General features: G+C 71.9%; 23 protein-coding genes. 14 read left to right on the top strand and 9 right to left on the bottom strand.

The features are described from left to right. The 7 genes from OZN99_RS07360 to OZN99_RS07330 all read left to right on the top strand — a co-directional run. The coding region (locus tag OZN99_RS07360) for a VWA domain-containing protein (RefSeq protein WP_270934553.1) at positions 1 to 698 on the top strand (698 nt) is incomplete at its 5' end. Continuing rightward, entirely contained in the window at positions 695 to 1,576 is an 882-nt protein-coding gene (locus OZN99_RS07355) for an amidohydrolase family protein (protein ID WP_270934552.1), read from the top strand. The genes OZN99_RS07360 and OZN99_RS07355, both read left to right, overlap by 4 nt. 14 nt (positions 1,577 to 1,590) lie before the next feature. Continuing rightward, complete coding sequence (locus OZN99_RS07350) at positions 1,591 to 2,439, top strand: N-acyl homoserine lactonase family protein (RefSeq protein WP_270934551.1); 849 nt, start codon at positions 1,591 to 1,593, stop codon at positions 2,437 to 2,439. A 12-nt stretch (positions 2,440 to 2,451) separates the two neighbouring features. Next, positions 2,452 to 4,011, top strand: a complete 1,560-nt coding sequence (locus OZN99_RS07345) for an isochorismatase family protein (protein ID WP_270934550.1) — start codon at positions 2,452 to 2,454, stop codon at positions 4,009 to 4,011. Positions 4,012 to 4,170: 159 nt separating this feature from the next. Further along, positions 4,171 to 5,007 (top strand): polysaccharide deacetylase family protein, encoded by an 837-nt coding sequence (locus OZN99_RS07340; RefSeq protein ID WP_270934549.1) that lies wholly within the window; start codon positions 4,171 to 4,173, stop codon positions 5,005 to 5,007. After that, complete coding sequence (locus OZN99_RS07335; RefSeq protein WP_270934548.1) at positions 5,004 to 5,999, top strand: Bug family tripartite tricarboxylate transporter substrate binding protein; 996 nt, start codon at positions 5,004 to 5,006, stop codon at positions 5,997 to 5,999. The genes OZN99_RS07340 and OZN99_RS07335 overlap by 4 nt, the downstream gene beginning before the upstream one ends. Before the next feature lie 89 nt (positions 6,000 to 6,088). Further along, on the top strand, positions 6,089 to 6,277 hold the full coding sequence (locus tag OZN99_RS07330; RefSeq protein ID WP_270934547.1) for a hypothetical protein: 189 nt from the start codon (positions 6,089 to 6,091) through the stop codon (positions 6,275 to 6,277). Positions 6,278 to 6,295: 18 nt separating this feature from the next. Here the strand turns inward: OZN99_RS07330 and OZN99_RS07325 are convergent, their stop codons facing one another. Next, a complete protein-coding gene (locus tag OZN99_RS07325; protein WP_270934546.1) occupies positions 6,296 to 7,468 on the bottom strand; it encodes a M20 aminoacylase family protein in 1,173 nt (390 codons plus the stop codon). Positions 7,469 to 7,554: 86 nt separating this feature from the next. Here OZN99_RS07325 and OZN99_RS07320 point away from each other — a divergent pair, with 86 nt between their 5' ends. Next, positions 7,555 to 8,355: a class I SAM-dependent methyltransferase gene (locus OZN99_RS07320; protein WP_270934545.1), complete on the top strand. Its 801-nt coding sequence runs from the start codon at positions 7,555 to 7,557 to the stop codon at positions 8,353 to 8,355. A 97-nt stretch (positions 8,356 to 8,452) separates the two neighbouring features. Here the strand turns inward: OZN99_RS07320 and OZN99_RS07315 are convergent, their stop codons facing one another. Next, on the bottom strand, positions 8,453 to 9,439 hold the full coding sequence (locus OZN99_RS07315; RefSeq protein WP_270934544.1) for a Bug family tripartite tricarboxylate transporter substrate binding protein: 987 nt from the start codon (positions 9,437 to 9,439) through the stop codon (positions 8,453 to 8,455). A 90-nt stretch (positions 9,440 to 9,529) separates the two neighbouring features. Between OZN99_RS07315 and OZN99_RS07310 the strand changes: the two genes are divergently transcribed. The 4 genes from OZN99_RS07310 (at position 9,530) to OZN99_RS07295 (ending at position 13,735) form a co-directional block, all read left to right on the top strand. Further along, positions 9,530 to 10,780, top strand: a complete 1,251-nt coding sequence (locus tag OZN99_RS07310) for a M20 family metallopeptidase (RefSeq protein ID WP_270934543.1) — start codon at positions 9,530 to 9,532, stop codon at positions 10,778 to 10,780. Then, entirely contained in the window at positions 10,777 to 11,592 is an 816-nt protein-coding gene (locus tag OZN99_RS07305; protein ID WP_270934542.1) for a D-glutamate cyclase family protein, read from the top strand. The genes OZN99_RS07310 and OZN99_RS07305 overlap by 4 nt, the downstream gene beginning before the upstream one ends. Before the next feature lie 74 nt (positions 11,593 to 11,666). Next, positions 11,667 to 12,644: a Bug family tripartite tricarboxylate transporter substrate binding protein gene (locus OZN99_RS07300; protein WP_270934541.1), complete on the top strand. Its 978-nt coding sequence runs from the start codon at positions 11,667 to 11,669 to the stop codon at positions 12,642 to 12,644. 80 nt (positions 12,645 to 12,724) lie between these two features. Continuing rightward, complete coding sequence (locus OZN99_RS07295) at positions 12,725 to 13,735, top strand: substrate-binding domain-containing protein (RefSeq protein WP_270934540.1); 1,011 nt, start codon at positions 12,725 to 12,727, stop codon at positions 13,733 to 13,735. A gap of 7 nt (positions 13,736 to 13,742) precedes the next feature. Here the strand turns inward: OZN99_RS07295 and OZN99_RS07290 are convergent, their stop codons facing one another. From OZN99_RS07290 to OZN99_RS07265, 6 genes are read right to left on the bottom strand one after another with little or no spacing between them, the layout of a single operon-like run. Continuing rightward, on the bottom strand, positions 13,743 to 15,248 hold the full coding sequence (locus OZN99_RS07290) for a tripartite tricarboxylate transporter permease (RefSeq protein ID WP_270934539.1): 1,506 nt from the start codon (positions 15,246 to 15,248) through the stop codon (positions 13,743 to 13,745). Between the two features lie 4 nt (positions 15,249 to 15,252). After that, the gene (locus OZN99_RS07285) at positions 15,253 to 15,705 is read right to left on the bottom strand and encodes a tripartite tricarboxylate transporter TctB family protein (RefSeq protein WP_270934538.1); all 453 of its coding nucleotides are present in this window, start codon (positions 15,703 to 15,705) and stop codon (positions 15,253 to 15,255) included. After that, a complete protein-coding gene (locus tag OZN99_RS07280) occupies positions 15,702 to 16,544 on the bottom strand; it encodes a sugar phosphate isomerase/epimerase family protein (protein ID WP_270934537.1) in 843 nt (280 codons plus the stop codon). The genes OZN99_RS07285 and OZN99_RS07280 overlap by 4 nt, the downstream gene beginning before the upstream one ends. A gap of 29 nt (positions 16,545 to 16,573) precedes the next feature. Next, entirely contained in the window at positions 16,574 to 17,554 is a 981-nt protein-coding gene (locus OZN99_RS07275) for a Bug family tripartite tricarboxylate transporter substrate binding protein (RefSeq protein ID WP_270934536.1), read from the bottom strand. Between the two features lie 28 nt (positions 17,555 to 17,582). Further along, positions 17,583 to 18,398: a 3-oxoadipate enol-lactonase gene (pcaD, locus tag OZN99_RS07270; RefSeq protein WP_270934535.1), complete on the bottom strand. Its 816-nt coding sequence runs from the start codon at positions 18,396 to 18,398 to the stop codon at positions 17,583 to 17,585. A 1-nt stretch (position 18,399) separates the two neighbouring features. Beyond that, a complete protein-coding gene (locus OZN99_RS07265; RefSeq protein WP_270934534.1) occupies positions 18,400 to 19,410 on the bottom strand; it encodes an amidohydrolase family protein in 1,011 nt (336 codons plus the stop codon). A 184-nt stretch (positions 19,411 to 19,594) separates the two neighbouring features. Here OZN99_RS07265 and OZN99_RS07260 point away from each other — a divergent pair, with 184 nt between their 5' ends. Continuing rightward, the gene (locus tag OZN99_RS07260) at positions 19,595 to 20,341 is read left to right on the top strand and encodes a GntR family transcriptional regulator (RefSeq protein WP_270934533.1); all 747 of its coding nucleotides are present in this window, start codon (positions 19,595 to 19,597) and stop codon (positions 20,339 to 20,341) included. Between the two features lie 9 nt (positions 20,342 to 20,350). Here the strand turns inward: OZN99_RS07260 and OZN99_RS07255 are convergent, their stop codons facing one another. Continuing rightward, complete coding sequence (locus OZN99_RS07255) at positions 20,351 to 21,814, bottom strand: alpha/beta hydrolase (protein ID WP_270934532.1); 1,464 nt, start codon at positions 21,812 to 21,814, stop codon at positions 20,351 to 20,353. Between the two features lie 89 nt (positions 21,815 to 21,903). Between OZN99_RS07255 and OZN99_RS07250 the strand changes: the two genes are divergently transcribed. Beyond that, on the top strand, positions 21,904 to 22,152 hold a 249-nt coding region (locus tag OZN99_RS07250; protein WP_270934531.1), incomplete at its 3' end, for an MgtC/SapB family protein.

The raw sequence follows: 22,152 nt of genomic DNA, 5'->3' as shown, positions 1-22,152 counted from the left end.
GCGCCCTGCCCGACGCGATCCCGCGCCGCCGTTCGCGCCGGCTGCGCGGCGGCCGGGGCGGGATTGCCGATCCGCGCCGCGCCTTCCGCGAGTTGCTGCGGCGTGACGGCGAACTCACGCGCCTGCCGACGCGCCGGCGCCGGGCGCGGCAGCGCCGGCTGCTGCTGCTGGTGGATGTCTCCGGCAGCATGAAGGCCGGCACGGACGGCGCGCTGCGGCTCGCCCACGGCGTGGTCCAGGCCGCCGAGCGGGCCGAGGTCTTCACCATCGGCACGCGTCTCACCCGCGTGACCCGCGCGCTGCGCCATCGCTCGCGCGAGCAGGCGCTGACGCTCGCCTCCGGGCTCGTCGCCGACTGGGATGGCGGCACGCGGCTCGGCGAGGCGCTCGGCGTCTTCCTCGCCGTGCCGCGCTTCGCCAGCTTCGCGCGCGGCGCGGTGGTGGTGATCCTGTCGGACGGGCTGGAGCGCGGCGGGCCGGAGGCGCTGGTGGCCGCCATGCGGCGGCTGCGCGGGCTGGCCTGGCGCGTGGTCTGGCTGACGCCGCTTGCGGCCGATCCCGCCTACCGGCCGGAGACCGGCGCGATGCGCGCCGTGCTGCCGTTCATCGACGTGCTGGGCGACGGCTCCAGCCCCGCCGCGATCGCGCGTGCGCTGGTTGGCGATGCGCCGCTGGCGCGCCTGGGACGCGCGGCATGAGGATCGTGGACAGCCATTTCCATGTCTGGCGGCAGGCGGACTTGCCCTGGCTTGTCGGGCCGATGCAGCCGCGCATCTTCGGCCCCTATGAGGCGATCCGCCGCGACTACCCGATGGCGGAATACCTGGCCGACATCGGCGGCAGCGGCGTCGCGAAGTCGGTCTATGTCCAGGCAAATTGGCCGGTGGACAAGGCCGCGGAGGAAGCCGCCTGGATCGAGCAGATCGCGCTGGAGACAGGCTGGCCGCACGCGACCGTTGCCTATGCCGACATGACGGTGGAGGATGCGCGCCCGGCGCTCGATCGCCTGGCGCGCTTCCCGCGCGTCCGCGGCATCCGCCAGCAATTCCACTGGCACGAGAACCTGCTGTATCGCTTCGCGTCGCGGCCCGATCTCTGCGCCGATCCGGCGGTGCGGCGCAACGTCGCGCGGCTGGCGGACTACGCCTTCAGCTTCGACCTTCAGGTCTTCGCCGGCCAGATGGACGGCGCAGCGGCGCTGGCCGCCGCCTGCCCGCGCGTGACATTCGTGCTGCAGCATGCCGGCATGCTGGAGGACCTCTCGGCGCCCGGGCGGGATGCCTGGCGCGTCGGCATGGCGGCGCTGGCGGCCTGCCCGAACGTGGTCGTGAAGCTCTCGGGCTTCGGCACCTTCATCCATCGCAACGACGCTGCCCATATCGCCTGGGTAGTGCGGGAGACGCAGGCGCTGTTCGGCGCCGGGCGCTGCCTCTGGGGGTCCAACTTCCCGATCGAGAGGCTCTGGACCGGCTACGCGCCCCTGCTCGGCGCGCATCTGCGGGCGACCGAAGACCTGGATGAGGCCGCGCGTCGCGCGGTGTTCTTCGACAATGCCTGCCGGGTCTACCGGCTGTAGGGGAGGACGGGGGAATGGCCCTTGAGATCAAGCTGCTCGACTACGGCGACATCGAGCTGGAATCGAGCTTCCTGGTCCTGGCGCGGGATTGCGGGCGCACCCGGCGCGTTCCCGTCTATGGCTTCCTGATCCTCGGCGGCCGCTGGCCGATCGTGGTGGACACCGGCTACCGCGACAACGCGATCATGGAGACGCTCGGCATGCGCGGTCTCCAGTTCCACGAGAACATGATCGAGCGGCAACTGGCGCGTCACGGCGTGAAGCCGGGCGACGTGCGCTACGTGCTGCACACCCACCTGCACATCGACCATGCCGGCAAGGACGACCACTTCCCGATGAACACCACGGTCGTGGTGAACCGGCGCGAGATGGAATGCTCGGTCTCCGGCCTCATGCATCCGCAATACCCGAAGCCCGACATCCAGCATCTGATCGAGCGGCTGCACACGCGGCACGCGCTGCGCTTCGAGGATCTGGAACTGTCCGGCCCGGTGGAGATCATGCCCGGCGTCGTGCTCGAAGCGGCGAATGCGCACACGGAGGGTTCTATGAACGTGCATGTCGAGACCGCCGAGGGCCTCGCCACGATCTGCGGCGACGTGATCTACGACTTCAACGACCAGATCGTGGAGCCGCTCTACCAGATCAGCGCGCATGAGCCGCAGGTGACCGGCAACCACGCCGGATCGAAGCGCGGCGAGAAGGCGGCGATCAAGAAGCTGCTCAACTCCTCGCGCTTCCTGCTGCCGGTGCACGACAAGCCCGCCAAGATCGAGCACGGCCAGGTGGTCGGCCGGCTTGAACTGCAGGTGCCCGGCCCGGTCGTGCAGACGGTGGCCCGCCGGGACTGGTTCCCGGTCTGAAGGAACGCGCCGATGGCCCACACCGCGCTCGACCCGGGCTTCCGCCGGCTCATCGACGAGCACGCGCCCGTCCGGCAGGCGGGCAGCGGCTTCACCTTCACCGAGGGGCCGATCTGGCACCCGACGGAACACTACCTGCTGTTCTCCGACATGCCGGCGGATGTGCGGCGGAGGCTTGATCGCGCCGGCGTGCGCGATGCGACGCGACCCTCCAACAAGGCGAACGGGCTCACCTATGACGCCGCGCTCAACCTGCTGGCCTGCGAGCACGCCACCTCCTCCGTCGTGCGCATCCGGCCCGACGGCACGCGCGAGATCCTGGCGAGACACTTCCAGGGGCGGGAGCTGAACTCGCCGAACGACCTCTGCGTGAAGTCGGACGGCGCGATCTACTTCACCGATCCCTGGTACGGCCGCATGCCGGTCTATGGCGTGGAGCGGCCGCGGCAACTCGGCTGGCAAGGCGTCTTCCGCATCCGCCCCGGTGCGAAGCCGGGTGAGGAGCCGCAGCTTCTCGTGGACCGCTATACCTTCAGCCAGCCGAACGGGCTGTGCTTCTCGCCCGACGAATCGCTGCTCTACGTCAACGACACCGACCAGGCGAATATCCGCGTCTACGAGGTGGCGGCGGACGGATCGCTGAAGAACGGGCGCATCTTCGCCTCCGGCCTGCGCGACGTGCTGGAACCGGGCGTGCCGGACGGCATGAAATGCGACGCCGAGGGCAACATCTGGTGCACCGCGCCGGGCGGGCTCTGGGTGTTCGCGCCGAACGGAAGGCTGCTGGGCAAGGTCGCGGTGCCGGAACTCGCGGCGAACCTGCACTGGGGCGGGCCGGACTGGCGCACGCTCTATGTCTGCGCGACGACCTCGGTCTATGCCATCCCGGTGAAGGTCGGGCCGCGCAGCGAACCCTTCATGGCGGCACGCCCGCAAGCCGCGGAACGGCCCGCGGGCAGCGAGGAGGTGCTGCGGCTCGACCCGTCCCGCTGCGCGCTGATCATCCAGGACATGCAGAACGACGTGGTGATGGAGGGCGGCGCCTTCGCCGCCTCCGGCAGCCCGGAGCATTGCCGCCAGCAGAACGCCATCGCCAACATCGCGCGCCTGGCGGCGCATTGCCGCGCGCGCGGCGTGCCGGTGATCCATGTCTGGTTCGTCCGCCGCGCCGATGGCCGCGACATGACGCTGAACGCGCCGCTCTTCGAGGGCTGCGTGGACGCCAACGCCCTGGTCGAGGGCAGCTGGGGCGCCGAGCCGGTGCCGGGGCTGGAGGCGCAGCCCGGCGACCACGTGATCCGCAAGGCCCGGATGAGCGCCTGGGAAGGCACGCCGCTGGAGCGAATCCTCAAGGCCGAGGGCCGCGACCTCGTCATCGAGACCGGCGCCTGGACCAACATGAGCATCGAGCACACCGCCCGCACCGGCGCCGACAAGGGCTATGTGATGATCATCCCGGAGGATGGCTGCTCGACGATGAACGCCGACTGGCACCGCGCCTCGATCGACTATGCGATGCGCAACGTCGCGATGGTCACGACGACGGAGGAGGTCATCCGCGCGCTTGGCTGAACGCGGGCGGGCGGTGGCCGTCGCCTTGCCCGTTCCCGGCCCGCGCTGTTCGGCCGGACGGCGCGCCGGCGATCATCGGGCGGTTGGACAGGCTACGCCCGATGCGCCAACCTTGCGTATTCGGGCACGTGCGGCAGGGTGCCCTGCGGGAGGAGCAGCGTGGAAGACTGGCAGCGCACCGTGCCCGACTGGCCGGGTGAGGTCCGCCTCGTCGTCATGGTGACGATCATGTACGAGGCCTGGCCGGAGGGCCGCACGCCGCCCTATTCGCCCATGGCCAGCGGGCTGAAGGAAGGCACACTCGACCTGCAGGGCATCTCCTGGGCCGCCTATGGCGCGCGCACCGGGCTTGGCCGGCTGGCTTCGCTGCTCGACCAGTACGGGATCAGGTCCACGGTCTGCGCGAATGCCGTCGCCGTGGAGCGCAACCCGGCGCTGATCCGCGCCATGCATGGCAGCGGGCACGAGATTGCCGGGCACTCCTACACGCAGGACATGTTCCTGCCCTACTGCACGCCGGAGGAGGAGCAGGCGCTGATCCGCCGTTGCGCGCGCATCATCGCCGAGACGACGGGGGAGGCGCCTGTCGGCTGGGCCAGTCCGCGCATGACGCCCACGATCCATACCGCGGGCTTCCTGGCGGAGGACGGCTACCTCTGGCACGGCGACTACAACGACACCGACCTGCCCTATGTCGTGCGCACGCCCAAGGGGAAGGTCGTGGCGCTGATGCACAGCGACTTCACCGACAACCGCGTGCTGCGCGGCAGCCCGCGCGACTTCGTGGACGTCTATCGCGACACCTTCGACTTCCTGCTGTCCAGCGGGAAGCCCGAGATCCTCAACCTGACCCTCCACGCGCATTTCGGCGGCCGCCCGCCGATGGCCGCCGCCCTCAGGACCATCCTGGACCACATGCGCGGCAAGCCGGGCGTGTGGTTCGCGCGGCATGACGAGGTGGCGCGCTGGGTCCTCGAGCGGAGCGAGCGCGCATGACCGACGAACGATCCCCTTTCGCGGCCGGTCGTCGCGCAGCGCTCGGTGGCGTTCTCGCGGCGCTGGCGGCGCCGTCGCTGGCGCGCGCGCAGGCGGCCTGGCCGACGCGTCCCGTCCAGGTGATCGTGCCCTACGCACCGGGCGGCACCGGCGACATCTTCGCACGCCTGATCGCGGAGCGGCTGCGCCCGGCGCTGGGCCAGAATGTGCTGGTGGAGAACCGCTCCGGCGCCAGCGGCACGCTCGGCACGCAGATAGTCGCGCGCGCGACCGCTGACGGCCACACCCTGCTGTTCGGGCAGACGCCGGAGATCGCGATCGCGCCGCGCTTCCTGCCGAATGCCGGCTACAACCCGGCGATCGACCTGATGCCGATCGCACTGGTGGCCAATGCCTCGCTCGGCCTGGTGGTGAACGCGGCGTCGCCCTATCGCAGCGTGGCGGACCTGCTGGAGGAAGCGCGACGCCAGCCCGGGCGGCTCACCTTTGCCTCCTCCGGCACCGGCACGCCCGGGCATTTCGCGGCGGAGGTGCTCTCCCTGCAGGGCGGGCGGATGGTGCACGCGCCCTATCGCGGCGCGGGGCCGGCGCTGACCGACCTGCTCGGGCGGCATGTGGACTTCTTCTTCTCCGGCCTTCCGGCCGCGATCCCGCATGTGCGGGACGGGCGGCTGCGCCTGGTTGCCGTCTCTACTGCGCGGCGCATCCCGGCGGCGCCAGATACGCCGACCGTGCAGGAAGGCGGAGTCGCCGGCTTCGATTTCAGCCTCTGGGGCGGGCTGTTCGCGCCGGCGGTCACGCCGGACGCGGTGGTGCGCCGGTTGAACGAGGAGACCAACCGGATCATCGCGGATCCGCAGATTCGGGACCGGCTGATCCAGGACGGCGGGGATGTGGTGGCGATGTCGCCGCAGGAGTTCCGCGCCTTCGCGGAGCGCGAAATGGCTAAGTATGCCCGCGTGATCGAGGCGACGGGCGTCCGTCCGGAGTAGCCTGCGGGGCCGGGCGGCCGGCCGCGTGCCTTTCCGCTTGCCGAACGGATGCCGGCTTGGGTAACCTTCCCGCCGAGGAAGGACCAGCGATGATGGATGATGCGGGCGCCAAGACCGCGTTCGAGTTGCGAGCGCTTGCCGACAAATGCGTCAGTCTTGCGTCCAAGCTGCCGCCCGGCCCCGACCGGGACCGGCTGCTCGAGCTGGCCACCATCTACGAGGCGGAGGCGGCCACGGCCTGGATCGTGAAGCAGGAGATGGCGGACGCCGCGGAGTGAGCCGCGCCGCCGCGGCGATCACCCCCGCGGCAGTTCCTGCTCCACGAGGCTCGCGAAGAAGCTCGCGCCGATCGGCAGCAGGTCGTCGTTGAAGTCGTAGCGGGGGTGGTGCACGGGCACCGCGCCGCGCGCGCCGTCCGCCTGGCCCAGCCGCACGAAGCAGCCCGGACATTCCAGCAGCATGAAGGAGAAATCCTCCCCCGCCATGGCGGGCGGGCGGTCCCGCACCACGCGCTCCGTGCCGACCACCTTCGCCGCGGCCAGCGCCGCGCGCTCCGTCTCGGCGGCGTGGTTCACGGTGGGCGGGTAGCCGCGGCGGTAGTTCACGTCCACCGTCGCGTCGTGCATCGCGCCGATGCCGGTCGCGACCTGGCGGATCATCCGCTCCATCTCGTCCTGGGTGGCGGTGCGCAGGGTGCGGACCGTGCCGTGGATCTCGGCGGTGGCGGGGATCACGTTGTGCGCGCTGCCCGAGGTGAACTGGCACAGGCTGATCACCGCGGAATCCAGCGGGTCCACGCGGCGCGAGACGATCTGGTTCACCGCCACCACAATCTGCGCGCCGACCAGCAGCGGGTCCACCGCCAGGTGCGGCCGTGCCGCGTGCCCGCCGCGGCCGTGCACCACGATGTCCAGCATGTCGGCGGCCGCGAGTACGGGCCCCGCCACGACGGAAGCCTCGCCCAGCGGCAGCGAGGGATCGTTGTGCACCGCATACACGGCATCGACGGGGAAGCGCGTGAACAGGCCTTCCTGCACCATGGTGCGGCCGCCGGCGCCGCCTTCCTCGGCGGGCTGGAAGATGAAGACCACCGTGCCGTCGAAGTTGCGCGTCTCCGCCAGGTGGCGCGCGGCACCGAGCAGCATGGAGGTGTGGCCGTCATGGCCGCAGGCATGCATGCGGCCGGCATGGGTGGAGGCATAGGGCAGCCCCGTCTCCTCGCTCATCGGCAACGCGTCCATGTCGGCGCGCAGCCCGATGGCGCGGCCTGATGCGCCGTTGCGCAGCACCCCGACCACGCCGGTGCCGGCGATGCCGCGATGCACCTCGATGCCCCAGGCCGCGAGCTGGCGCGCCACCGTCTCGCTGGTGCGATGCTCCTCGTAGCCGAGCTCGGGATGGGCGTGGATGTCCTGGCGCCACGCCGCCATGTCCTGCCGGAAGGCGGAGATGCTGTTGAGGACGGGCATGGGGCCTCCTGCGACGACGGGCTGGGGGCGCCATCTTGGCAGCGGGACGGGGCAGGGCGGAAGCTCGGCCGGGACGGAGACGAGACATGTCCATGCAGCGGATCACCTTCGCCGACGGCGCGGCTTATGAGCGCAACATGGGCGGCTGGAGCCGGCTGGCCGGCGGGCCCTTCCTGGACTGGCTGGCGCCCGCGCAGGGGCTGCGCTGGCTCGATGTCGGCTGCGGCAACGGCGCCTTCACCGAGCTGGTCTGCGACCGCTGCGCGCCGGTCGTGGTGGAGGGTGTGGATCCGTCCGACGGGCAGCTGGACTTCGCCAGGACGCGGCTGGCCGGCCGGCCCGTGCGGCTGCAGCGGGGCGACGCGATGGCGCTGCCTTTCGCGGGCGGCAGCTTCGACGTGGCGGCGATGGCGCTGGTGATCTTCTTCGTCCCCGACCCGGCGCAGGCCGTGGCGGAGATGGCGCGCGTGGTGCGCCCGGGCGGGACGGTCGCGGCCTATGCCTGGGACTTCCCCGCTGGCGGCTTCCCGCTGGAGCCGATCCAGGCGGAGCTGCGGGCGCTCGGCCTCGATCCGCCGCGCCCGCCGCACTTCGCCGTCGCGCGTGCCGATGCGTTGCGGGCGCTGTGGGCCGGTGCCGGCCTGGCGGGCGTGGAGACGCGCGCCATCGTGGTGCGGCGCAGCTTCGCGGGGCTGGCGGAGTTCTGGAGCCACTCGCTGTCGGGCACCGCCGCCGCGCAGATGATCGAGGCGCTGGAGCCGGCCGCGGCGGCGGCGCTGCGCGCACGGGTGGAGGCGTGGCTCGACGTTGCGCCGGATGGCCGCGTCACCGCGACTGCGCGCGCCAACATGGTGCGCGGCCTGGTGCCCAGCCCGCGATCGCCATGAGTGTGCACACCGAAGGTGGGCACGGCGAAGGGCGTGAATCGCCGGGCCGGAGATGCTGGACCGGCGCGGCCCTGAACACGGTCAGGGATACGCTGGTCTAGTTCGCGGTAATGCCGCGTTCGCGGATCAGCCTGCCCCAGGCCTCCGTCTCGGCCGCCATGAAGCGGTTCAGCTCCTCGGGCGCGCCGCCGACGGGCTGGATGCTGAGCTCCGCGAAGCGCGCGCGCACCGGCGGCGCGGCCAAGGCGGCGTTGAACACCGCGTTCAGCCGCGCCACCACCGCGTCCGGCGTCGCGGCGGGCACCACCAGCGCCGACCAGGCCACGGCGCCATAGCCCGGCACGCCGGCCTGCTCGATGGTCGGCACCTCCGGCAGGGCCGGCGACCGCGCGCGCGAGCTGACGCCGAGGGCGCGCAGCCGGCCGCCCTGGATGGAGCCGAGCGCCTCCGGCAGGCTGACGATCATGGAATCGACGCGGCCCGCGATTATGTCGGGCAGCGCAACGGTGGATCCGCGATAGGGCACGTGCTCGATCCGCACATCGGCCATCGCCTTGAACATCTCGCCGGCGAGGTGGGAGGCGGATCCGGTTCCGGAGGAGGCCATGGTCAGCCGCCCGGGTTGGGCGCGGGCCAGCGCCAGGAACTCCGCGACGTTGCGCGCCGGCACATGCTCGCCCACAACCAGCACGTTCGGCACGATGCCGCCCATCATCACGGGCCGGATGTCCTTGCCGGGATCCCAGCCCAGGTTCTGCATCAGGAAGGCGTTGGTGGTGCAGCCCAGGGTGCACATCAGGATGGTGTGGCCGTCCGGCGCGGCGCGCGCGCCGGCCTGCATGCCGATGTTGCCGCCCGCGCCGGTGCGGTTCTCCACCGTCACGGGCTGGCCGAGCTGCGGCGCGGCGTGCTCGGCCAGCAGGCGCGCCACGATGTCCGGCGCGCCGCCCGGCGCGAAGGGGACGATGATGCGCAGCGGCTGCGCCGGGAAGCCGGCCGGCTGCGAGCGCGCCTGCGGTGCGGCGACGCATGCCGCCGCGATGGCAAGGAGGCATCCAATGAAGCGCCTGCCCGCGTGTCGCATCCCCTGCCTCCGCCATGCCCGACCTGCGCACGAGTTTGACGCCTGGGGCACCGGGCGCAATAGTTTCTTCGTCGAGGGCGGAGCGGGTGGATGGGCGTGCAGCAGGCATCTTCGGCGGCGCTGGCGGCGGTGGACGATGCCGCGATGGTCGCGCTGCTGCGCGAGATGATCGCCATCCCGAGCCCGCATTTCGAGGAAGGCCGCATCACCGACTACATGGCCGCGCTGATGCGCGCCGACGGCTACGAGGTGACGGAGATGCCGGTGCCGCATCCGCTGGAGCCCGGCCGTGTGACGCGGCAGGCGATCGGACGGCTGCGCGGCACCGGCGGCGGGCCGACCGTGATGATCAACGGGCATGTGGACGTGAACGTGACGATGCCCGGCTGGACCGTGGACCCGCACGGCGCGAAATACGAGGATGGCTGGATCTGGGGCCTGGGTGCGCAGGACGACAAGGGCGGCCTGGCTGCGTCCTACGAGGCGGTGCGCGCCATCCGTCGCGCGGGCGTGTCGCTGAAGGGCGACGTGCTGTTCTGCCCGGTCGCCGCGCACAAGGTGGGCGGAACGGGCACGCGCACGCTGCTGCGCAATGGCGCTACCGCGGATTACTGCATCAACCTGGAGCACGCGGCCAACACGATTGGCTCCGTCATCGTCGGGTCGGTCCGCGTGCGGCTGCGCTGCCACACGCCCGGCCTGTTCTTCCGCTTCACCGAGGAAGCGCGCGCCGGCTACTTCAACCCGATCGAGCAGCACGCGCTGCTGGTTGGTGCCTTCGGGCCCTCGCTGAAGCCGCTGCCGCACAATGGCTGGCTGCGCTTCACGCCGCATCCGCAACTGCCCGGCTTCCCGATGATCCGCTACGATGCCGTGCACAAGGACCATTACGGCACCTCGGCCGACCTGGTGTTCCAGATCCGCACCGTGCCCGGCCAGACGCTGGAAAGCGTGCAGCGTGACGTGGATGCCGTGCTCGAGGGCCTGAAGCGCGACCATCCCGCGCTGGAGGTGGAGGCGATCATCCCTGCCAACGGCCCGGACGACCCCTTCCACATGGCGCCCTGCGCGCTGCCCGACGACCATCCGCTGGTCGTGGCCCTGGCCGATGGCTACCGCCTGGCGACGGGCAAGGAGCCGGAGGTCGGGGGCGTGGAGCGCATCGGCAATTTCGGCGACGGCAACCTGACGGCTGCGGTCGGCATCCCCTCCGTGCAGTTCGGGCCGGGCGACATCAAGCGCTACCCCGAATGGCCGGCGCCGGACGAGCGCGTGCATGTCAGCGAGATCGGGACCACCGCGCGCACCGTCGCGCACGCGCTGGTGGCGCTCTGCGGATGAGCGAGGCGCCGCTGGCGCGGGAGGCGCTGTCGCATGCGCCACCGGCGGCGGTGCGCGCGGCGGTGCGGGCGCGGCGCTGGACCGGCAACACCAAGCGGCTGGCGCTGGGCCACCATCAGGCGAACGTGACCATCGTGCCGGAGCGGCACGCCTTCGACTTCATGCGATTCTGCCAGCGCAACCCGCGCGCCTTCCCGCTGCTGGACGTCACCGACCCCGGCGACGCCGTGCCGCGGCTGGCCGCACCAGACGCCGACCTGCGCACCGACATCGCGGCCTTCTGCATCTATCGGGATGGACGCCTGACGGAGCGCGTGGAGGATCTGCGGCCGCACTGGCGGAAGGATCACGTGGCATTCCTGACGGGCTGCAACCTCTCGCTGGACCAGGTGCTGATCGAGGCGGCGATTCCCTTCCCGCACCTCACGCGTGACGACGCGTTCCCGGCGCAGTACCGCGCCTCCATCGCGTGCCGGCCGGCGGGCGTGTTCCATGGCCCGCTGGTGGTCAGCTACCGTCCGGTACCCGAGCACCTGCTGCTGCGCGTGATCGAGCTCACCTCGCGCTATCCGCTGAGCCATGGCGGGCCCGTGCATGTCGGCGATCCCGCGCGCATCGGCATCGCCGACCTGGCGAATGTGGATTGGGGGCAGGTGCCGCGGGAGGAGCCGGGCACCGTCCCGTGCTTCTGGGCCTGCGGCATCACCGCCCAGGCTGCCGCGCTGGCATCCGGCATCCCGGAGATCATCACCCACGCGCCCGGGCACATGTTCGTCACGGATCTCGCGGTCTCCGACCGCACGCTGGGCTGAAGGAAGGGACGGGCGCCCGAAGCAGGTCGCCCGCCGCGCTGGGGAGACGCGCCGCGCAAGAGGAGATGCGACCGATGACGCCTGCGACGACACGCCGAACCCTGCTTGCCGCGCTGCCCGGCCTCGCGCTGGCTGCGCCCGCGCTCGGCCAGGCCTGGCCTGCGCGCCAGGTCCGGCTGGTGCTGCCCTTCGCCGCCGGGGGCGCGGCGGACGTCGTGATCCGCATCGTCGCGGCCCACATGGCCGAGTCGTCGGGCCAGGCCTTCGTGGTGCAGAACATCACCGGCGGCAGCGGCAACATCGGCACGGAGCAGGTGGCGCGCGCGGCACCGGACGGCACCACCTTCCTGGTGGGCTCGCCCGGCACGCTGGCGATCAACCCGCACATGTTCCGCAACCTGAGCTTCAGCGTGGAACGCGACTTCGTGCCGATGGCGCATGTCGCGACCTTTCCGCAGGTGCTGGTGGTGAACCCGCGCGTGCCGGTGCAGACGACGGAGGAGCTGATCGCGCTGGCGCGCGCGCGCCCCGGGCAGCTCAACTACGGGTCCGGCGGCAACGGCTCCACCGGCCACCTGATCACCGCGATGTTCCTGCACCAGGCCGGGGTCGAGGTGGTGCACGTGCCATTCCGCGGCGGCGCGCCGGCGGCGCAGGCGTTGGTGACCGGCGACGTGCAGTTCGTCATCGACGGGCTGCCGACCTGGCTGAGCTACATGGGCACGCCGCAGATCCGAATCCTCGGCATCACCTCCGCGCAGCGCTGGCCTGCGTTGCCGGACGTGCCGGCCATCGGGGAGCGCGCGGTGCCCGGCTTCGACCTGGGATCCTGGGTGGTGCTGGCAGCACCTACGGGCACGCCGGCGGAGGTGGGCGAGCGGCTGGCCGAGCTGGTGAATCGCGCCGTGGCCAATGACGAGGTAAGGCGCCGCTTGGCCGCGGCAGGCGCGCTGCCGGCCGGCGGCACGCCGGAGCATGCGCGCCGGTTCCAGCGCGCCGAGTTGGAGAAGTGGGGACGCGTGGTGCAGGTCTCCGGCGCGCGCGTGGATTAGCGCCCCGGCTGCCTGCTCTTGCGGCGGCCCAATGGCCGCCGCACCCTGTGCCGCAAGACGACGCGACGGGGGATCCACCGATGAGCAACGCCGCAAAGACCAGCCACCTGAGCCTTTCGATCGGTTGCTTCCTGACCGATCGGAGCCGGCCCGTGCTGGATGGGCGGACGCCGGTGGAAGGGGTTGAACTGCGGCATGATCCGGACCAAGAGGACATCTTCCGCCGCGCGCTGCGCGAACGCGCCTTCGAAGTGACCGAGCTGTCGATGTCGTCGCACATCGTGACGACCGCTCGCGGCGATGCACCCTATGTCGGCATTCCCGTGTTCCTCTCGCGTGCCTTCCGCCATGGTGCGATCTACATCCGCACCGATCGCGGCATTACGCGGCCGGAGGATCTGGCCGGCCGCACCATCGGCCTGCCGGAGTACCAGCAGACCGCGGCGCTGTGGGCGCGCGGGATGCTGCGCGAGCAGTACGGCGTGGACACGCGCGGCGTGGCTTGGCGCACCGGCGGGCTGGAGAAGCCCAATGCCGGGGAGCGCGTGCCGCTGAAGCTGCCGCCGGAGCTGGACGTGCAGCCGATCGGGCCCGGGGAGACGCTGAACGCGATGCTGGCCGACGGAAGGCTGGATGCGCTGATCGGACCGCGGCCGCCGAGCTGCTTCACGAACCGCAGCGCGCCGGTCGCGCGCCTGTTCCCCGAGAGCCGCGCGGCGGAGGAGGCGTACTACCGTGCGACCGGCTTCTTCCCGATCATGCACTGCCTGACCGTGCGCAAGGACGTGGCGGAGGCGCATCCGTGGCTGCCGGCCGCCCTGTTCCGCGCCTTCTGCCAGGCGCGCGCGGCGGCCCTGGCGGAGCTGAAGCTGGTGAACGTGCTGCGCGTGTCGCTGCCCTGGATCGTGCAGGAGGCGGCGGCGCAGACCGCCCTGTTGGGGGGCGATCCCTGGCCCTACGGCTTCGCGCGCAACCGCGACGAACTGGCAGCGATGATCCGCTATGCCGTGGCGGACGGGATGGTGGCGACGCCGATCGAGCCGGAGGCGCTGTTCCATCCCTCGACGCTGGAACTGGATCCGGCGGCGTAGGCGGCCATCACTCCTCGCGGAAGGCTTCCTCGCGCTTGCGGCGCAGCGTCGGCAGCAGCACCGCGACCAGCAGGGCCAGCGCCACCGCCAGAAGCGTGGCGGAGATCGGGCGGGTGATGAAGGTGGACCAGTCGCCGCGCGAGAGCAGCAGCGCGCGGCGCAGGCTTTCCTCCATCATGGGGCCGAGGATCAGGCCGAGCAGCAGCGGCGCGCCCTCGCAGCCCAGCCGCGCCATTACGAAGCCCAGCACGGCGAAGAAGGCCATGAGCAGCAGGTCGAAGCTGCTGCCGTTCAGGCTCCACACGCCGATCATGCAGAACATCAGGATGGCGGGGACCATCAGCCGGTAGGGCACCTGCAGCAGCCGCACCCATAGCCCGATCAGCGGCAGGTTCAGCACCACGAGCATCAGGTTGCCGATCCACATGCTGGCGATCAGCCCCCAGAAGAGCTGGGGGTTCTGCGTCATCACCTGCGGGCCGGGCTGGATGTTGTGCAGCGTCAGCGCGCCGACCATCAGCGCCATCGTCGCGTTGGGGGGGATGCCCAGCGTCAGCATCGGGATGAAGGTGGTCTGCGCGGCGGCATTGTTGGCGGCTTCCGGGCCTGCCACGCCGCGGATGTCGCCGGCGCCGAATGTGCCGCGCTGTCCCGCCAGCCGCTTCTCCAGCGTATAGGCCGAGAAGGCGGAGATGGTGGGCCCGCCGCCCGGGAGGATGCCGAGGAAGGAGCCGAGCGCCGAGCCGCGCAGCGCCGCCGGCGTCGCAGCGCGGAACTCCTCGCGGGTCAGCCACAGGCCGGAGACGCGCCTGGCGAAGACCTCGCGCTTCTCCTCGCGGCGGGAAAGGTTGGCGATGATCTCCCCGAGGCCGAACATGCCGAGTGCCACGACGACGAAGCCGATGCCGTCGATCAGCTCCGTCCGGCCGAGGTCGTAGCGTGCGATGCCGGTGTTCACGTCGCGTCCGACCAGGCCGAACAGCAGGCCGAGCAGGATCATCCCGACTGCCCTCAGCAGCGAGCCGGAGGCGAGCACGACGGCGCAGACCAGGCCCAGCACCATCAGCGCGAAGTAGTCCGCCTGGCCGAAGGTGAAGGCGAGTTCGGACAGCAGCGGGCCGAAGGCCGCGATCAGCAGCGTGCCGACCGTGCCGGCCAGGAAGGAGGCGAGCGCGGCGGCGGCCAGCGCCGCGCCGGCGCGACCGTTGCGGGCCATCTGGTAGCCGTCGATGCAGGTGACGACGGAGGCGGATTCGCCGGGCAGGTTCACCAGGATCGAGGTCGTCGATCCGCCGTACTGCGCGCCGTAGTAGATCCCGGCCAGCATGATCAGCGCGGAGACCGGTGGCAGCGCATAGGTCACGGGCAGCAGCATGGCGATGGTCGCCACGGGCCCGATGCCCGGCAGGACGCCGATCAGCGTGCCGAGCACGCAGCCCACGAAGGCGTAGGCGATGTTCTGCAGTGTCAGCGCGACGCCGAAGCCGAGCGCGATGTTGTCCAGCAGGTCCACGCCGCTAGAACCCGGTCATCGGGAACTGCAGGCCGAGCAGGCGGATGAAGACCAGCCAGCCGAAGCCGGTCAGCACCGCGGCCGCGATCACGCTCTCCAGCGGTCGCCGCTCCGTGCCGGCGAAGCCGACGAGCACCAGGGAAGCAAACATCGCCGGCAGGAAGCCGACGAGATCGAGCGTCAGCGCGAAGAGCAGCACGGCCCCCGCGACCAGCGCGACCGGCCGCAGCGCGATGGCGCCGATCCGTCCTTCCTCCGGATCGCCGGCGAACAGCCCGCGCAGCACGCAGGCGGCACCCACCAGCGCGAGCAGCGCGCTGAGCAGCATCGGGAAGTAGCCGGCATCCATCCGCGCGGCCGTTCCGGTGGGGTGGTCGCGGCCGAACCACCAGAAGAGCGCGGCGAAGCCCAGGAAGACGAGGCCTACTGCGACGTCCCTGGCGGAGCGCAGCCTCACGCGGCGACGCGGCGCGGCGCGGCAAGGAGCAGGTCGCGCGTCGCGGCGACCGCGGCACGCGCGTGCTCCTCCGGGTCGCGCGCCCACAGCACGGGGTTTGGCGCCTCGTAGCTCAGCGGCCCGGCGAAGCCCTTCTCGGCGAGCAGGGAGAAGACCTCCGACCATCGGACCACGCCCGCGCCGGGCAGCAGCCGGTCGGTGGGCCGTCGGATGCCGGCGCCCACGGGCACGGGCGGCACGTCGGAATACTGGAAGGCGAAGAGCTCGCTGCCGTCGATCTCGTCGAAGCCGCGGCCGGGCCGCCCGCTGCGGTGCAGGTGATAGGCATCGAGCAGCATGCCGACATTCGCCTTGCCCGCGCGCGCGATCATCTCGCGCAGCACTTCGAGCCGGTTGATCACGGGGTGCTGGGAGTTGAACTCGAAGGCGAGCCTGAGCCCATGGCCGGCGGCGATGTCGGCGGCGGCGCGCAGGTTCGGCACGGCCTCGTCCAGCGTGCCTTCATAGGGGCCGGGTGCGCTCATCAGCATCGCGCAGCCCAGCGCGCGGGCGTTGGCGCAGCTCGCCTCGAACACGCGGAACAGCCGGGCGCTCTCCTCGCCCCTGGCGAAGATCCAGCCGTACTCCACGCCGAGCACTGCAACGGGCAGGCGGCCGGCCCGCACCAGGGCGACGACGTCCGCATCGGTCATGCCTTTCTCGTGGCAGCGGGTGAAGTCGAGGCGGCGCAGCTCCAGGCTGTCGAAGCCGGCGGCGCGGGCGGCGGCGATTGCCTCGGCCAGCGGCGTGGTGTCGAGCGACCAGGTATGGAGCGCGAGCGGCCAGCCGTGTTGCGGCATGGGACCTCCGATGGGTTGGCGCGGCGGGATCAGCCTTCGCGCGGGATTCCGGCGTCCTCGATCACGCGGCGCCAGCGTTCGATCTCAGCGACGATGTGGGCCGCGAGCTCGGCGGGCGATCCGGCCGCGGGCACGAAGCCGGCGGCTTCCAGCGTGCGAACCGTCTCCGGCCGGGTCAGCGCGTCGCGGATGGCGGCATTGACGCGGGCAACGACCGGCGCGGGCGTGTTGGCGGGCCCGGCGATGCCGTACCAGCTGGTGACCACGTAGCCCGGCAGCGTGTCCTTCGCGGGCGGCACGCCCGGCAGGTCGGGCACCGAAGCCTCGGTGGTCACCGCGAGCGCGCGCGCGCGACCCGACCGGATGGCGGGCAGGGCGGAGGAGATCGTCGGGATCATCAGGTCGGCCTCGCCGGCCATCACCGCGGTGGTGCCGGGCCCGGTGCCGCGGAAGGGGATGTGCACCATCTGCAGCCCGCCCGCCATCCGCGCAAGCAACGCGGCCGCCAGGTGCTGCGAGGAGCCCTGCCCGGCGGAGGCGAAGTTCACGCGGCCCGGATTGGCGCGGATGAAGGCGATGGCCTCCGCCAGCGTCTGCGCCGGGAAGCCGCTGCGCACGATCACCGCGTTGCCGATCGTCGCCGTCATCCCGATCGGCGTGAAGTCGCGCACGGCGTCGTACGGCAGGCGGCGGAACAGGCCGGGGTTCACGCCATGGGTCGAGATGTTGACGACGCCGAGCGTGTAGCCGTCCGGCGCGGCCTTCGCGAGCATCTCCGTGCCCAGCAGCCCGCCCGCGCCGGCGCGGTTGTCGATCACCACCTGCTGCCCGAGGATCTCCGACAAGGGCTGGGCGACCGCACGGGCCATCACGTCCGTCGCGCTGCCGGCGGCCTGCGGCACGATGAGGCGCACGGGCTGGCGGCGCGGGTACTCCTGCGCCAGCGCGGGCTGCGCCACGCCGGCGAGGGCGAGGGCGCCGAGGCTGCGGCGGCCGATCATGCGCGTCATGGTGTCCTCCCCGGTTGGTCGTGCGCGGTCAGTCCGCGGTGGTCTCGCTGGCCTCTCGCAGGAAGGGCAGCAGCAGCGCGTCGAAGCGGGCCGGCTGCTCCAGGTTGGCGATATGCGCGGCGCCTTCCACCAGCGCGAAGCGGGCACCAGGGATGAGGGCGGCGATGCGCTCCCCCTGCGCTGGCGGCAGGGCCTGGTCTTCGCTGCCGTGCAGCACCAGCGTGGGCGCGCGCACGTCGCCCAGCTGATCGGCCAGGTCGAAGCCGATCAGCGCGTGCACCGCGCCGACGAAGCCTTGCGGCGGCGTCGCGAGGATCATGGCGCGCACATCAGCGAGCCGCTCCGGGTTCGCTTCCCGCCAGCCCGGCGTGAACCATCGGCCGAGCGTGCCGTCGGCCACCGCGGCCATGCCGCCGGACTCGACCGCCGCGGCGCGCTCGCGCCACATCGGATGGCTCGCCGCGGGATAGGCGGAGGTGGCGTCCGCGATGACGAGTCCGCGCAGGCGGTTCGGATGCGCCAGGGCGAATTCCTGCGCCATCGCGCCGCCCATGGACAGGCCGACGACATGCGCGCGCGCGATGCCGACCTCGTCCATCAGGGCGCGCAGGTCCTGCGCCATCGTGGCGATGGCGTAGGGACCCGGCGGCGCGTCGGTGGCGCCATGGCCGCGCGCGTCGAAGGCCAGCACGCGGAACCCGTTCGATGCGAGGGTCGCGATCTGCGGTCGCCACATGGCGTGGGAGGATGCCAGCGAATGCGCCAGCACGACCCAGGGACCCGAGGTGCCGGCCGTAACATGCGCCATGCGGAGGCCGTTCGCCGTGGCGAAGCGGGGCGTCATCTCAGGGGGCCTCCGCGCCGGCCAGGCCGAGCAGACGCGCGGCGGTACCGCCCATCACGGCCGCCTGCGCCGAGGCCGGCAGCGCCGCCCGGACGGAGGCGACGGGGTCGGGATCGTTCATGTCGAAAGGATAGTCGGAGCCCATCACCAGGCGGTCCGTGCCGACCATCTCCGCGAGGTACCGGATGGAGGCCGGGTTGTGCAGGATGGTGTCGAACCAGAAGCGCTTCATCACCTCCAGCGGGTCGCCCGAATAGCCGAGCGACTTCGGCTCCGGCCGCACTTCGGCAGCGCGGCGGATGCGGCCGAACTGGTAGGGCAGGTAGCCGCCGCCATGCGGGAAGCAGATGTTCAGCCGCGGGAAGCGGTCGAAGACGCCGGCGAAGATCATGCGCGGGATCGCGATGGCGGTCTGCAGCGGGTAGTTCACCACGTTGTGGAGGAAGAACTCCTTGGTGCCGGGCGGTGGTTGCTCGTCATACGGATGGACGTAGACCAGCACGCCCTTGTCGGAGACCGCCTCCCAGAACGGGAACAGCGCCTCGTGGTCGAGGAAGCGCTGGCCGCCGAAATAGGTCGCGACCTGCACGGAGCGGTGGCCCATGGAAAGCGCGCGTTCCAGCACGCGGATCGCGGTCGGCGCGTCCTGCATCGGCACGGTGGCGGCGCCGAGGAAGCGGCCGGGATGCGCGGCGGCGACCTCTGCGATCGTCTCGTTCTGCAACTCGCTGAACTTCTCCGCCAGCGCGAGCGGCATGGTGTAGCCGGAGAAGTCGATCCAGGGCGCCTGCACCTGCAGCTCGATGCCCTGCCGGTCGATGGTGGCCAGCCGCTCCGTCACGCGGGTCAGCGGCAACGGCAGGGGCTTGGTCCAGGACGAGCCCTCGAGCCGGATGGTCGGCGCCTCGGTGGATCCGCCGAACTCCACGCCGTAGCGCGCGCCGTCGCGGCGCAGTGTCTCCACCAGGCGCGGCGGGATGAGATGGGCGTGCAGGTCGATGATGCGCGGCATCAGCGGCGGCCCGGTGCTGCGGTGTGCGAGGCGTGCATCGCCGTTTCCTCCTGGCCGGTGCCGTGCCCGGCCAAACTCGTCTTAGGTTGTCTTGTCGTCGCCGTGCGGTCAAGGGCGACGCAACGCAACGACTATGTTGACAACATGCTTGCGCCGGGCGCCATGCTCGTCATAGGACGACTGCATGACGAGCTCGACCATCGGTTTCCGCATGCTCCGCGGTGGCCGCACCACGCCGCTGTGGTTGCAGCTGAAGCACGCGCTGCGCGACCTCGTCGCCTTCGACCTCCGCCCCGGTGACCGCATCCCGTCGGAGGCGGAGATCGGCGCGCATTACGGCCTCTCCCGCATCACCGTGCGCCAGGCGATCACCGCCCTGGTGGAGGAGGGGCTGCTGCACCGGCAGCATGGCCGCGGCACCTTCGTGCGCTTCGCCCGGCAGGACGTGCCGCTCTCCGACCCCGCGCATTTCCTGGCGACCGGCTTCGACATGGCGGACCCCGCCGACATCGTGGTGCACGAGGCCGGGCGCACCGCCTGCCCCTACTGGCTCGCCGCGCGGCTGGGCGTCTCGGAAGGGGCGCAGCTGCACAAGGTGCGCAAGATCCTGGTGCAGCAGGGCCGGCCGTCCGCCTTCCGCACGAGCTTCGTGCCGGCCGCGCTGGCGCCAGACCTGCTGGAGGCCGACCTCCGCCCGCCGCTCTACCTGGTGCTGCAGAACGTCTTCGGCCTGGCCGCGCACGATGCCGAGGAGCGCATCGAGGTGATCGCGGCCGACGAGTTCCGCGCCGGCCTGCTCGGCGTCGGCCTGCGGGAGCCCCTGGTGCTGATGGAGCGCGTCGCCTTCCTGGAGTCCGGCGAGGCGATCGAATGTGCGCGCACCTTCTACCGAGCCGACGAGTTCCGCTTCAGCCGCCGTCTGCGCGGCTGAGGACGGCCGTCACCGCCGGTTCGCGATGCCCTCCGCCACCCGCGCCCGCAGATAGGGGAAGAACGGGTTGGAGGAGATGCGCAGCAGGCTGTCGAGGCTGGTCAGCAGCACGCCGGTCTCGCCCCGCGCGGCGATGGCGCCGAGATTGAAGCCCTGCCGGTCCGCAGGGTCGGGCCGGAGGCCGTAGAGCCCATCCTCCAGCGGGAAGGGCAGCGCGACATGCGACAGCGAGAACACCTCGCGCGGCCAGTCCAGGCCGAGCGGGCGTTCGGCCGTCTCGGCGCTGCCCGGCGGCATCCGGCGCTCCACGGCCGCCAGGCTGGCCGGCGCGGCATTGGTCACCACCGTCGCCTGGAAGCGCCGCGGCGCCGGCGGCAGCAGCCGCTCGGCTGCCGTCTCGGCATGGGCGGCGAAGAGCGGGCCGAGCTGCGCGGCGCGGTTGACGTCGAACAGCACCAGCTCGCTGCCATTCGGCGGCAGCCGGGCATAGAGCGCGTCCACCACGGCGGTCGTGCTGACCGTGGCGTCCACCACCGAGAGGAAGGTGAGCACCGGCGGCAGCCCGTCCAGCCGGCCTGCCGCGGCAAGGCGCTGAGTCTGCGCCTGCAGCGCCGCCGTCAGCAGGTGGGACTGGCGCGCGGCGTTCACCGGGAAGGAATTGAACTTGAAGGGGTTGTACTCCGGCACGATGCCGAGCCAGGCGGCGCCGGAGAACGCCGGCAGCAGCGCGGGCAGGCCGGCGAGCCCCGCGAAGCGCGCGAAGGCGGTGACGCCGATCATCGGCGAGACCAGCACGATCCGCTCGGCGCGCGGAAGGGCCGGATCATCGAGCGCGTCGAGCGCATGCTTCAGCACCAGCGCGCCGCCATTCGAATAGCCGACCAGATGGATCGGGCGGTCCGCGCCCGCGCGGCGGCGCGCTTCCCGCACGGCCAGCCGGGTGGCGGCCAGCCAGTCCTCCCAGTCCACGCGCGTCAGGCCGCCCGGCACCGTGCCGTGGCCCGGCATGCGCGGCACCACGGCGACCCAGCCATGCGCACGATACAGTTCCGCCAGGTGGCGCATGCTGAACGGAGCGTCGGTCATGCCGTGGACGAGCACGGCGACGCCCACCGGCGGGCCCTGCGGGGCCAGCACGAAGGAGCGGTTCCAGTCGGTCGAGAATCGCGTGGGGTTCAGCGGACTGTCGGGATCGTAGCGGTTGGCGGGGCTGCGATCCGCCGGCTCGAGCCGCGCCGTGACCTGCTGGCGCGCATAGGCAAAGGCGCGGTCCTCGGCGGCGAGCCAGGCGGTCCAATCGGCGCGGTCCAGCTCCGCTGCCGAGGGCTCGGGCGGGACGGCCTTGTGCCAGGCGCGCAGTTCCGGGCCGTGGAGGACCTGCACCGCACGCACGACCAGGAACGCCGCGAGGAACAGGCCGAGGGCCAGCGCACCCATGCGCAGCAGCCAGGCCACGCGCCTGCCGAGAGCCATCTCCCCCCTCCCGAATCGGGCGCGTGAACCGGGCGGCGCCATCTCACCATCCCTTGCTGCGATGGCCACGGAAGCGCAAGCATGTCGCCATGGATGCGGAGGCGCTGATCCAACGGCTGGCCGCGGCGCTGGCCATCGGGCTGCTCGTCGGCGCGGAGCGGCATTGGCGCGAGCGCGAGGATCCTGCCGGGCGCCGCACGGCGGGGGTGCGGACCTTCGCCCTGACCGGCCTGGCGGGCGGCGTGATGGGCGCGCTGGCGGTGCGGGCCGGGGAGCTCGGGGGCGCGCTGCTGGTGGCGGCGGGGCTGCTGGCGCTGGTCGCCGTGCTGCTGCCCTTC

The organism is Falsiroseomonas oryzae, from assembly GCF_027856955.1.
GTDB classification, from domain to species: Bacteria; Pseudomonadota; Alphaproteobacteria; order Acetobacterales; family Acetobacteraceae; genus Falsiroseomonas; species Falsiroseomonas oryzae.
The sequence above is the reverse complement of the archived record's forward strand: the minus strand, read 5'-3'. Positions and strand labels throughout refer to the sequence as shown.

What these genes read in the sequence shown, in the direction of transcription:
- OZN99_RS07265 (WP_270934534.1), bottom strand. Translation starts at nt 19,410, where the DNA reads ATGCCGCGCATCATCGACCTGCACGCCCATCTCATCCCGCCGCGCCTG.
- OZN99_RS07355 (WP_270934552.1), top strand. Translation starts at nt 695, where the DNA reads ATGAGGATCGTGGACAGCCATTTCCATGTCTGGCGGCAGGCGGACTTG.
- OZN99_RS07300 (WP_270934541.1), top strand. Translation starts at nt 11,667, where the DNA reads ATGACGCCTGCGACGACACGCCGAACCCTGCTTGCCGCGCTGCCCGGC.
- OZN99_RS07330 (WP_270934547.1), top strand. Translation starts at nt 6,089, where the DNA reads ATGATGGATGATGCGGGCGCCAAGACCGCGTTCGAGTTGCGAGCGCTT.
- OZN99_RS07255 (WP_270934532.1), bottom strand. Translation starts at nt 21,814, where the DNA reads ATGGCTCTCGGCAGGCGCGTGGCCTGGCTGCTGCGCATGGGTGCGCTG.
- OZN99_RS07310 (WP_270934543.1), top strand. Translation starts at nt 9,530, where the DNA reads ATGGGCGTGCAGCAGGCATCTTCGGCGGCGCTGGCGGCGGTGGACGAT.
- OZN99_RS07260 (WP_270934533.1), top strand. Translation starts at nt 19,595, where the DNA reads ATGACGAGCTCGACCATCGGTTTCCGCATGCTCCGCGGTGGCCGCACC.
- OZN99_RS07335 (WP_270934548.1), top strand. Translation starts at nt 5,004, where the DNA reads ATGACCGACGAACGATCCCCTTTCGCGGCCGGTCGTCGCGCAGCGCTC.
- OZN99_RS07315 (WP_270934544.1), bottom strand. Translation starts at nt 9,439, where the DNA reads ATGCGACACGCGGGCAGGCGCTTCATTGGATGCCTCCTTGCCATCGCG.
- pcaD (WP_270934535.1), bottom strand. Translation starts at nt 18,398, where the DNA reads ATGACGCCCCGCTTCGCCACGGCGAACGGCCTCCGCATGGCGCATGTT.
- OZN99_RS07320 (WP_270934545.1), top strand. Translation starts at nt 7,555, where the DNA reads ATGTCCATGCAGCGGATCACCTTCGCCGACGGCGCGGCTTATGAGCGC.
- OZN99_RS07305 (WP_270934542.1), top strand. Translation starts at nt 10,777, where the DNA reads ATGAGCGAGGCGCCGCTGGCGCGGGAGGCGCTGTCGCATGCGCCACCG.
- OZN99_RS07325 (WP_270934546.1), bottom strand. Translation starts at nt 7,468, where the DNA reads ATGCCCGTCCTCAACAGCATCTCCGCCTTCCGGCAGGACATGGCGGCG.
- OZN99_RS07345 (WP_270934550.1), top strand. Translation starts at nt 2,452, where the DNA reads ATGGCCCACACCGCGCTCGACCCGGGCTTCCGCCGGCTCATCGACGAG.
- OZN99_RS07280 (WP_270934537.1), bottom strand. Translation starts at nt 16,544, where the DNA reads ATGCCGCAACACGGCTGGCCGCTCGCGCTCCATACCTGGTCGCTCGAC.
- OZN99_RS07275 (WP_270934536.1), bottom strand. Translation starts at nt 17,554, where the DNA reads ATGACGCGCATGATCGGCCGCCGCAGCCTCGGCGCCCTCGCCCTCGCC.
- OZN99_RS07295 (WP_270934540.1), top strand. Translation starts at nt 12,725, where the DNA reads ATGAGCAACGCCGCAAAGACCAGCCACCTGAGCCTTTCGATCGGTTGC.
- OZN99_RS07350 (WP_270934551.1), top strand. Translation starts at nt 1,591, where the DNA reads ATGGCCCTTGAGATCAAGCTGCTCGACTACGGCGACATCGAGCTGGAA.